Below are 10,141 nucleotides of genomic sequence, written 5' to 3'. Positions count from 1 at the left end.
CCCGGCGCCTACCTGCCCTCGGAAGGGCTCGCCAAGGCCGGCGCGTTCGCTTAGTGGCGGGCCGGTCATGAACAAGATCGCGGTCGTCGCCGCCGGGGGCACCGGCGGACACCTGTTTCCCGCCCAGGCCCTGGCGGAGGCGCTGATCGCCCGCGGCTGGCGCATCGTGCTGGCCTCCGACGAGCGGGTGGCGGGCCTGGCCCAGGACTTCCCGGCCGAGCGCCGCATCGGTCTGTCGGCGGCGACCTACAGGCCCGGCGACCCGATCGGCATGGCCCGCGCCGGCTTCGCCGTGATGGCCGGGGCGATGAAGGCCCGCCGCGAGTTCCGCGACATCGGCCCCAACGTGGTGGTCGGCTTCGGCGGCTATCCGTCGGCGCCCGCCCTGGTCGCCGCCATCCTCGACCGCCGCCCGACCGTGATCCACGAGCAGAACGCGGTGATGGGCCGGACCAACCGGATGCTGGCCAGCCACGTGAAGACCGTCGCCTGCGCCTTCCCGACCCTGCAGAAGGCCCCGCCCAAGGTGGCCGGCCGGGCGGTCGTGGTCGGCAACCCGGTCCGCCCGGCGATCCGGGCGCTCGCCGAGCTCGCCTACACGCCGCCGGAGCCGGGCGGCCAGGTGCGCCTGCTGGTCACCGGCGGCAGCCAGGGCGCGCGCCTGCTGTCCGAACTGGTGCCCGAGGCGATCAAGGTCCTGCCCGAGGAGTTGCGCCAGCGCCTGGTGGTGCAGCAGCAGACCCGCGCGGAGTCCATGAACGTGGCACGGCGGGTCTACCGCGACGCCCTGGTGAACGCCGAGATCGCCCCCTTCTTCCGCGACCTGGCCGGCCGGCTGGCCGCCGCCCACCTGGTCGTCGGGCGCTCCGGCGCGGGCACGGTCTGCGAACTGGCGGTGGCCGGCAAGCCGTCGATCCTCGTGCCGCTGGCCATCGCCATCGACGACGACCAGGGCCAGAACGCCCGCCTGCTCGCCGAGGCCGGCGGGGCGGAGGTGGCGCGCGAGCACCAGCTCACCGTCGACAGCCTGGCGAGCGCGCTGGAGAAGCTGCTGAACAATCCCGCGAGGCTCGCGCGGATGGCCGCCGCCGCCCGCTCCGTCGCCATCCCCGACGCCGCCGAGCGCCTGGCCGACGTGGTCGAGAAGACCGCCCGCGGCTGAGCCACACGTGTCCGCGCGTTAGCGGCGCATTATCCATTCTATGCAACCTTGGGGCGCAGGGCGTTCAGGGTAACAGTGATGCGTAGAGTTCCGGCGGATCCGGGTCAGCCAGGGCGGCTGGAGGTCCTCCACGTCGACGACGACCCGATGAATCTCAGGGTGGTCGGCGAGATCCTCTCGGCCTTCGGCTTCGACGGCGTGCAGGCGCAGAGCGGAGCGGCGGCGCTCGACGAACTCAGCCGCCGCCGGTTCGACATCGTGCTGATGGACATCCACATGCCGCAGATGTCGGGGCTGGAGGTGGTCGCCCGCATCCGCGCCTCGCTGGGTCCAGAGCGGCACACCCCGGTCATCGCGCTCACCGCCGACAGCCTGTCCCGCACCCGGGCGCAGTACCTGGAGCTCGGCTTCGACGAGTTCGTGACCAAGCCGATCCTGGTCTCGCGCCTGCTCGAGGCGATCCTGCGGTGCGTTTCGCCGCCCGACGCGGCGGACGAGCGCAAGTCCGCCTGACGGCGCCGCCCGCATCTACTTCGCCACCGTCAGCCGGCCGGTCATCCCCGGATGGAAGCGGCAGTAGAAGGGGATGGCGCCCGCCTTCGTCAGCGTCATCCGCTTGCGGGCCTTCGGCGCCAGGTCGACGTCGAAGGAGCCGTCCCGCGCCGTCGCCGTGTGGCGGAAGATGTCGTCGTTGGCCCAGATCACCACGTCGCCGACCTTGAGGTCCGCCGGAACCGGCCCGAACACCATGTCCTTCATGGTGAGGGTCCGGACCCGCGGCGCCGGCGCGGCGGAAGCCGCCCCGCCGAACGCGGCGGCCGCCAGCGCGATGACGACCTCCCGCCGTCTCATCGCGCGGCCTGCGCCACCTGCTCGGCGTGCGCCTGGTGCTCGCTGAACAGCTTCAGCCCGGTCTGCAGCAGGCTCTTGAGCTCGCCGTTCTTGGCGTTCGGGATCAGGGTGGACTGGAGCGCCCCGTTCACCGTCCGGTGGAAGGCGACCTCGTTGGCCAGGTAGGCGCGGTCGAACGCGGTCCCGTCGAGCGCGGCCATGGACTTCAGCTTGGCGGCCGCGTCGGCCGACAGCGCCTGGCTGGTCGGATTGTCCTGCGGCGTGACGCCCAGCGTCTTCACCAGCGCCAGCGCCTGGTCGTTCACCGCCGTGTGGTCGCGCACCATCGACTGGGCGAACTCGCGCACCGCCCTGTCCTTCGACTTGGCCAGCGCCTGCTTCCCGGCGGCGATGTCGATCTGGCCGGCGGTGTAGGCGATGTGGGCGATCTGGGCGTCGTTCGGCGCCGCGGCCTGGGCGTGGACGGCGAACGGGGCGGCCGCGAGCGCCGCGGCGAGGAGGGTGGACTTGAACATGGATATCTCCGCAGGATTGGAGCGCGGCCTTGAGGGCTGCGCGCTGTCCGTTGGATGGCAGGGCGCCGCAAAGGTTCCCGCGGCCGCGGTTCCCCCCGGCGCGATGTTGGGCTAGCAGGACTCCATGACTCGCCGCCCCGTCCCCTTCGAAATCGGCCCCGTGCACTTCATCGGCATCGGGGGGATCGGCATGAGCGGCATCGCCGAGATCATGATGCGCACCGGCTACCAGGTGCAGGGCTCGGATGCGAAGGCCAGCGCCAACACCGAGCGGCTGGAGAAGCTGGGCGCGAAGATCTTCATCGGCCACGACGCGGCCAATGTCGAAGGCGCCTACGCCATCGTCTATTCCACCGCCGTGAAGCCCGACAATCCGGAGATGGTCGCCGGCCGCGAGCGGCGCCTGCCCCTGGTCCGCCGGGCCGAGATGCTGGCCGAGCTGATGCGCCTGCAGTTCTCGGTGGCGGTGGGTGGCACTCACGGCAAGACCACCACCACCTCCATGGTCGCAGCCCTGCTGGACGCCGGCGGCCTCGACCCCACCGTGGTCAACGGCGGCATCATCAACGCCTACGGCACCAATGCGAAGGTCGGGGCGGGCGACTGGATCGTCGTCGAGGCCGACGAGAGCGACGGCACCTTCCTGAAGCTGAAGACCACGGTCGCCGTGGTCACCAACATCGATCCCGAGCACCTGGACCACTACGGCGACTTCGAGGCCGTGAAGAAGGCGTTCCGCGACTTCGTGGAGAACATCCCCTTCTACGGCTTCGCCGCCGTCTGCATCGACCATCCGGAGGTCCAGGCCATGGCCAGCCGCGTGGAGAACCGCCGGCTCGTCACCTACGGCGTGAACCCCCAGGCGGAGGTGAGGGCGCACAACGTCAGCATGGGGCCGGACGGCGCGCGCTTCAGCGTGGTCATCCAGCCACGGGAGGGCGGCATGCTCTCCATCGACGACCTGCACCTGCCGATGGCCGGTCTGCACAACGTCCAGAATGCCCTGGCCGCCATCGCCGTGGCCCGCGAGCTGGGCGTTCCGCCCGACGCCATCCGCACGGGCCTGGCCGGCTTCGGCGGGGTGAAGCGGCGGTTCACCACCACCGGGGTCGCCAACGGCGTGCGCGTGGTCGACGACTACGGCCACCATCCGGTGGAGATCGCCTCGGTGCTCAAGGCCGCCCGCGCGGTCACCGAGGGCAAGGTGATCGCCGTCGTCCAGCCGCACCGCTACACCCGCCTGCGCGACCTGTTCGACGACTTCTGCCAGTGCTTCAACGACGCCGACACCGTGCTGGTGGCCGACGTCTACGCCGCCGGCGAGTCGCCGATCGAGGGCGTCGACCGCGACGCCCTGGTGGCCGGCCTCAAGCGCTTCGGGCACCGCCGCGCCCTGCCGCTGGAGAGCCCCGCCGCACTCGCCGCCCTGGTGCGCGAGGAGGCCAGGGCGGGCGACGTGGTCGTCCTCCTGGGCGCCGGCGACATCACCAGCTGGTCCTACGCCCTGCCGGGCGAGCTCACCGCGCTCGGCGAAGCCGCCGAATGAGCTGGGCCGACGATCTGCCCGCCGTCCGCGGCAAGCTGCTCCGCGACGAGCCGCTCGGCCCCTTCACCTGGTTCCGCGTCGGCGGCCCGGCCGAGGTGATCTTCCTGCCCGAGGACGAGGACGACCTGGCGGCCTTCCTGAAGAGCCTGCCGGCCGAGGTCCCGCTCACCGTGCTCGGCGTCGGCTCCAACACCCTGGTCCGCGACGGCGGCGTCGACGGCGTGGTGGTCCGCCTGGGCAAGGCTTTCGCCCGCGTCGAGCCGCGCGGCGACAGCCGCATCTTCGCCGGCGCGGCGGTGCTGGACGCGACGCTCGCCCGCGAGGCCGGCAAGGCGGGGATCGCGGGGCTGGAGTTCTATCGCGGCGTGCCGGGCTCCATCGGCGGTGCGCTGGTCATGAACGCCGGCTGCTACGGCGCCGAGACCAGGGACGTGCTGGTCGAGGCCTATGCGCTGACCCGCGCGGGCGAGCGGCTGACGCTCTCCAACGCCGACCTGGAGTACAGCTACCGCAAGTCCGCCCGCGCGGCGAAGGAGCCCTTGATCTTCACGGGCGCCCTGTTCGAGGGCCGGCCGGACGACCCGGCCGCCATCCAGCAGCGCATGGACGAGATCACCGAGCGGCGGGAGAAGACCCAGCCGATCCGCGAGAAGACCGGGGGCTCCACCTTCAAGAACCCGCCGGGCCACTCCTCCTGGAAGCTGGTCGACGAGGCCGGCTGGCGCGGCAGGCTGTTCGGCGGGGCGATGTTCTCGCCGCTGCATTCGAACTTCCTGATCAACACGGGCGAGGCCACAGCCGCCGACCTGGAAGGCCTCGGCGAAGCCGTTCGCGCCGACGTGAAGGCCAAGTTCGGGGTCGACATCGACTGGGAAATAAAGCGGATCGGCAAGCCCTGACCTTCTGGTGGAGGGGGCGGGCCTCCGCACCCGTCTCACCCCAGCGCCTTCGCCGCCTCCACCAGCCGGCAGCTTGCGCTCGCCCGCGCCACCACCTCGCCCTCCGGCGTCATCAGCTTCGCCTCGACGAAGCCGATCCTCCGCCCGAGCTGCACCACCTGGCCCTCGCCGTAGAGGCGGCCGGGCTTCGCGGGGCTGAGGAAGCTCACGTGCAGGTCGATGGTCGGGCAGTAGAGCCGGCCCTCGGTGTGGGCGAAGACCGCCGGGCCCATGGTGTCGTCCAGCATGGCGGCCAGGAAGCCGCCCTGGACGAAACCCGCGGGGTTGGTGAACTCGCGGCGCGCCTCGAAGGCGATGCGGATCCAGCCGTCGGCGGGGCGGGCGACCGCCACCTGCCAGCCGAGCAGTTCGGCGCACGGCGGGCGGGGCAGGGCGTCGAGGGCGGTGGCCGGGCGCGAGCGCGCCTGCACGAGCGTCATGGGCGGTTTCCTTCGATCCCCCACAGCCTATCCATCGGCTGCTGACAGCCTGCTGGCAGCAGTGCGCTTGACGGGAATCTTCCAGGGGCGCACCCGGAAAACATGCGCATTCCAGCCTTCCTCGCCGCGGCCGCCCTCGTGGTCGCCGCCGCCGCCCCTGCCGCTGCCCAAGACCTTGCTGGGCAGGATCTCGCCGCCAACGCCGCCGCAATCCGGGACAAGGCCCTGACCGATCCCACGGCCTGGGCGATCGCCGAGTCCCTGACCACGGAGGTCGGCCCGCGGATGACCGGCTCGCCCGCCATGGACCGCGGCCGCGACTGGGCGGTGGCGAAGTTCCGCGAGCTGGGCTTCGAGAACGTGCGGGTGGAGAGCTTCACCACGCCCACCTGGTCGCGCGGACCGGAGTCGGCGGAGGTGGTCGGACCCGTGCCGCACAAGCTGCACATCCTGGGTCTCGGCAACTCCAGCCCGACGCCGAAGGGCGGCCTCACCGCCGAGATTGTCCTCTTCCGCACCTACCAGGCGATGCTCGACCAGCCGGAGGGCGCCCTGAAGGGCAAGATCGCCGTCGTCACCCAAAAGATGCCTCGCACCCAGGACGGCTCCAGCTACGGCTTCGTCAACGCCCAGCGCAGCCGGGGCCCGGTCGAGGCGGCGAAACGCGGGGCGGTGGGCTACCTGATCCGCTCGCTCTCCACCGACGACACGCGCCTGCCGCACACCGGCGGCGCGGCGGCGGGCGGCATTCCTGCCGCGGCCCTGTCGCCTCCTGACGCCGAGCTGCTGGAGAACCTCGTGGCCCGGGGGAAGCCGGTGACGGTGAAGCTCGCCATGCAGTCCACCAGCAACCCGAAGTCGCCCGCCTACAACATCGTGGGCGAGATCCGTGGCCGGGAGCGGCCGGACGAGGTGCTGGTCGTCGGCGGCCATCTGGACTCCTGGGACCCGGGCACGGGGGCAGTGGACGACGCGGCGGGCATCGCCATCTCCACCGCCGCGGCGAAGCTGGCCGCCAGCTTCGGCCCGCCGAAGCGGACCGTCCGCGTGGTCATGTGGGGCTCGGAGGAACAGGGGGGGTCGTCGCGCGCCTACCTGGAGGCCAACCGGGCCGAGGTCCCGAAGATGGTCGTCGTCGGCGAGAGCGACGGCGGCGCGGGCCGCATCTGGAGCCTCAGCCTGCCCGCGGGCAGCCGCAGCCATCCGGCCATGAAGGCGTTCGAAGCGGCGATCGCGCCCCTGAAGGTGGTGGTGAGCCGCGAGCCGCCGCGCTTCGGCGGCGCCGACGTCTCGGGCCTGATCTCCGCCGGGACGCCCTTCGTGGACTTCAACCAGGACATGAGCCGCTACTTCGACCTGCACCACGCCGCCGACGACACCCTCGACAAGATCGATCCGGCGGAGCTGTCCCAGAACGTCGCCGTGTGGGCGGCCTTCCTCTACACGGTCGCCGACAGCGACATCGACTTCCGCCGGCTGGCCGCGGAAGCCCAAACCGCCAAGGAGACGAAGTGAGCCTTCCCCTGTCCGGACATCACGTCGCCGTCCTGCTGGGCGGTCCCTCCTCCGAGCGCGAGGTGAGCCTGGTCTCGGGCCGCGAATGCGCCGACGCTTTGGAGCGGCTGGGGGCCAAGGTGAGCCGCGTGGACGCCGGGCGCGACGTCGCCCAGGTGCTGGCGCAGCTCAAGCCGGACGTCTGCTTCAACGCCCTGCACGGGGAGTGGGGCGAGGACGGCTGCGTCCAGGGCGTGCTGGAGACCCTGCAGGTCCCCTACACCCACTGCGGCGTGCTCGCTTCGGCGCTCGCCATGGACAAGGCCAAGGCCAAGGCGGTCCTGGCGGCGGCCGGCGTCACCGTGCCCGGCGGCGGCCTGTTCAACCGCTTCGACGTGGCCGCCCGCCACGTGATCGAGCCGCCCTATGTGGTGAAGCCGAACGCCGAGGGCTCCTCGGTCGGCGTGTTCATCGTCCACGAGGGCGCCAACACCCCGCCGCAGGAGGTCGTCGCCCCGTCCTGGACCTTCGGCGAGGAGGTGATGGTGGAGCCCTACGTCCGCGGCCTGGAGCTGGCGGTGGGGGTGATGGACGGCAAGGCGATGACGGTTACCGAAATCGTGCCGAAAACCGCCTTCTACGACTACGAAGCCAAGTACGGGGCGGGGGGGTCCGAGCACGTGGTGCCGGCGAGGATTCCGCCGCAGGCCATTGAGAAGGCGAAGAAACTATCCGAGATGGCGCACGCCGCACTTGGTTGTCGGGGCGTTACCCGGTCGGACCTCCGTTATGACGACATTAACGACATCATGGTCCTTTTGGAGGTCAACACCCAGCCCGGCATGACGCCCACCTCGCTCGTCCCCGAGCAGGCGGCGGCGCAGGGCGTGGGATTCGACCAGTTGGTGCTGTGGATCACGGAGGACGCCTATGCCCGCAGCGGTGCGGGGAGGATCGCAAGCTCAGGCGAGGCCTCGGGGCAAGTCGCCCCCTAGTCCCAAACGCGCGCCGGCCCGCAGGCCGGCCGCGTCCGCGCAGCCGCGCCCGGCCGGCGCCGGCCTCTCTCCGAAGCACGCCCTGATCGCCGCCGCCGGCGTGCTCGCCCTGTCGCTGGTCGGCGTGCTCGCCACCGGCGGCCGCGGCGAGCGGATCGCCCAGACGATCACCGCCGGCGTGGACGAGCGGTTCGGCCAGGCCGGCTTCCGGCTTCGCGCCGTGCACGTCGAGGGAGCCTCGCCCATGGCCACGCCCGACATCGTCGCCGCCGCCGGCGTCTATCGGGACCAGCCGGTCCTGGGCCTCGACCTGGAGGCCGTGCGCCAGCAGGTGGAGAAGGTCGGCTGGGTGAAGGAGGCGCGCATCGTGCGGCTGCTGCCCGACACCCTTGTCATCGCCGTCGTCGAGCGACATCAGCTGGCCGTGTGGCAGCACGCCGGCAGGACGGTGGTCATCGACGAGCGCGGCCAGCCGATCCCCGAGGCCGACCCCGGCCGCTTCCCGACGCTCCCGCTGATCGTCGGCGCCGGCGGCGCTGAGATGGCCCCCGGTATCCTGCCGACGCTGGCCCAGCGCCCGCGCATGATGGAACGCATGGAGGCCCTCGTGCGCGTCGACAACCGCCGCTGGGACCTGCGGCTGAAGGATGGCTCGATCATCCAGCTCCCCGCCGTTGGCGAGGAGGAGGCCCTGATGCAGCTCGAGCAGCTCGACCAGCGCTCGCACATCCTCGAGCTGGGCTTCGAGCGCATCGACCTGCGCAACCCCGACGTGGTCGCCGTGCGGCCCCGCCAGACGGCTCCGGCCGGTCAGCTCGTCGCAGAAGGCGCGTGAGGACAGAATGTTGAAGTCGGCGACGCGCGAAGATCCCAGGAAGAAGGACGGCCGCGAGGGCCTCCGGGCGGCCATCCGGCCGCCGCAGGTCGTGGCCGCGGTGGACCTCGGCGCCTCGAAGGTCACCTGCTTCATCATGAAGCCGGAGGGCGTGCGGCGCGCCGACCGCACCCTCACCACGGCCGGCGTCGGCTATGTCCAGTCGCGCGGCATCCGCGGCGGCTCGATCGTCAACCTGGACGAGGCCTCGGAGGCCATCGCCCAGGCCGTGGAGCGGGCCGAGAACGTCGCCGGCGTCAGCGTGCAGGGGGTCACCGTCGCCACCGCCGGGGGCCAGCTGACCTCCGCCCGCGTGGCCGGCCGGGTCAGCCTGGGCGCCCGTCCGATCAGCGACAACGACCTGGTCCGCGCGATCAGTCACGCCCTCGCCCAGATCAAGCTCCCGGGCCGCCGCGCCGCTCACATCCTGCCCATCGCGTGGTCCGTCGACGGACAAAACGGGGTGCGCGACCCACGCGCCATGTTCGGTCGCACGCTCGGCGTCGAACTGCTGGTCGTCTCGGTCTCCGAAGCCGTCTTCCAGACCCTCGGCGCCTGCGTCGAGCGCGCCCACCTGCAGTTCGAGGGCGTCGTCGCCGCGCCGTTCGTCTCCGCCCTCGCCGCGCTGGAGGAGGACGAGATGGACCTCGGCGCCGTCTGCATCGACATGGGCGGCGGCTCCACCTCGGCGGCGGTGTTCAACGCGGGCTCCCTGGTCCACGTGGAGACCGTCCCGGTCGGCGGCCAGCACGTGACCCAGGACATCGCCCGCGGCCTCTCCACCTCCATCGCCGGCGCCGAGCGGATCAAGACCCTGCACGGCTCCGCCATCGCCTCGGCCAACGAGGACCGCGAGATGATCGAGGCCCCGCCCCGCGGCGACGACCCCGGCGCCGGCCCCGTCGTTGCGCCCCGGTCCCTGCTGAAGGGCATCATCGCCCCCCGCGTCGAGGAGACCCTCGAGCTCCTGCGCGACCGCCTGAAAGCCTCGGGCGCCCCGGTCGAGCCGGGGGCGGGTCTGGTGCTGACCGGCGGCGCGAGCCAGCTGGCCGGCGTGCGCGAGGTGGCCGTCCGCGTGTTCGACCGCCCGGTGCGCCTGGGCCGGCCCCGCCGGGTTCCGCACCTCGCCGACGCCGCGTCCGGCCCGGCGTTCACGGCGGCCGCCGGCATCCTGCACCGCGCCGCCTTCGGCCCCCGGGAGGCGGTCAGCGCCAAGGCGCTCGCCTCCGCCAAGCTCCGCCGCGAACCGCTCGACCCCCACGCCAACCCGGTCGCCAAGGCCGCCGCCTGGCTCCGCGAGAACCTCTAGGCGCAAGGCCGGCGGC

11 protein-coding genes are annotated in these 10,141 nt (G+C 72.2%); 8 read left to right on the top strand and 3 right to left on the bottom strand.

The annotated features are described in order from the left end of the window. The first annotated feature begins 67 nt into the window (after positions 1–67). Positions 68–1,162: an undecaprenyldiphospho-muramoylpentapeptide beta-N-acetylglucosaminyltransferase gene (gene murG / locus V7Z97_RS11960; protein ID WP_334163653.1), complete on the top strand. Its 1,095-nt coding sequence runs from the start codon at positions 68–70 to the stop codon at positions 1,160–1,162. Between the two features lie 78 nt (positions 1,163–1,240). After that, a complete protein-coding gene (locus V7Z97_RS11955; RefSeq protein ID WP_334163652.1) occupies positions 1,241–1,675 on the top strand; it encodes a response regulator in 435 nt (144 codons plus the stop codon). Between the two features lie 15 nt (positions 1,676–1,690). Here the strand turns inward: V7Z97_RS11955 and V7Z97_RS11950 are convergent, their stop codons facing one another. After that, positions 1,691–2,014, bottom strand: a complete 324-nt coding sequence (locus V7Z97_RS11950) for a cupredoxin domain-containing protein (protein WP_334163651.1) — start codon at positions 2,012–2,014, stop codon at positions 1,691–1,693. After that, entirely contained in the window at positions 2,011–2,529 is a 519-nt protein-coding gene (locus V7Z97_RS11945; RefSeq protein ID WP_334163650.1) for a DUF4142 domain-containing protein, read from the bottom strand. Before V7Z97_RS11945 ends, V7Z97_RS11950 begins: the two co-directional genes overlap by 4 nt. 124 nt (positions 2,530–2,653) lie before the next feature. On the opposite strand from V7Z97_RS11945, the gene murC reads away from it, so the two are divergent. Together murC and murB are read left to right on the top strand one after the other, a co-directional pair. Continuing rightward, complete coding sequence (gene murC, locus V7Z97_RS11940; RefSeq protein ID WP_334163649.1) at positions 2,654–4,075, top strand: UDP-N-acetylmuramate--L-alanine ligase; 1,422 nt, start codon at positions 2,654–2,656, stop codon at positions 4,073–4,075. Further along, the gene (gene murB, locus V7Z97_RS11935; protein WP_334163648.1) at positions 4,072–4,974 is read left to right on the top strand and encodes a UDP-N-acetylmuramate dehydrogenase; all 903 of its coding nucleotides are present in this window, start codon (positions 4,072–4,074) and stop codon (positions 4,972–4,974) included. Before murC ends, murB begins: the two co-directional genes overlap by 4 nt. Before the next feature lie 35 nt (positions 4,975–5,009). Here the strand turns inward: murB and V7Z97_RS11930 are convergent, their stop codons facing one another. Beyond that, positions 5,010–5,453: a PaaI family thioesterase gene (locus tag V7Z97_RS11930; RefSeq protein WP_334163647.1), complete on the bottom strand. Its 444-nt coding sequence runs from the start codon at positions 5,451–5,453 to the stop codon at positions 5,010–5,012. 102 nt (positions 5,454–5,555) lie between these two features. Between V7Z97_RS11930 and V7Z97_RS11925 the strand changes: the two genes are divergently transcribed. The 4 genes from V7Z97_RS11925 to ftsA are packed head-to-tail and all read left to right on the top strand — an operon-like array spanning position 5,556 to position 10,125. Continuing rightward, on the top strand, positions 5,556–6,968 hold the full coding sequence (locus V7Z97_RS11925) for a M20/M25/M40 family metallo-hydrolase (RefSeq protein WP_334163646.1): 1,413 nt from the start codon (positions 5,556–5,558) through the stop codon (positions 6,966–6,968). Continuing rightward, entirely contained in the window at positions 6,965–7,942 is a 978-nt protein-coding gene (locus V7Z97_RS11920; protein WP_334163645.1) for a D-alanine--D-alanine ligase, read from the top strand. The genes V7Z97_RS11925 and V7Z97_RS11920 overlap by 4 nt, the downstream gene beginning before the upstream one ends. Further along, positions 7,878–8,777, top strand: a complete 900-nt coding sequence (locus tag V7Z97_RS11915) for a cell division protein FtsQ/DivIB (RefSeq protein ID WP_442958031.1) — start codon at positions 7,878–7,880, stop codon at positions 8,775–8,777. The genes V7Z97_RS11920 and V7Z97_RS11915 overlap by 65 nt, the downstream gene beginning before the upstream one ends. Before the next feature lie 7 nt (positions 8,778–8,784). After that, positions 8,785–10,125, top strand: a complete 1,341-nt coding sequence (gene ftsA, locus V7Z97_RS11910; protein WP_334163643.1) for a cell division protein FtsA — start codon at positions 8,785–8,787, stop codon at positions 10,123–10,125. Positions 10,126–10,141 lie beyond the last annotated feature (16 nt).

The organism is Phenylobacterium sp., from assembly GCF_036821595.1.
In the GTDB taxonomy this organism is placed as follows: Bacteria; Pseudomonadota; Alphaproteobacteria; order Caulobacterales; family Caulobacteraceae; genus Phenylobacterium.
The sequence above is the reverse complement of the archived record's forward strand: the minus strand, read 5'-3'. Positions and strand labels throughout refer to the sequence as shown.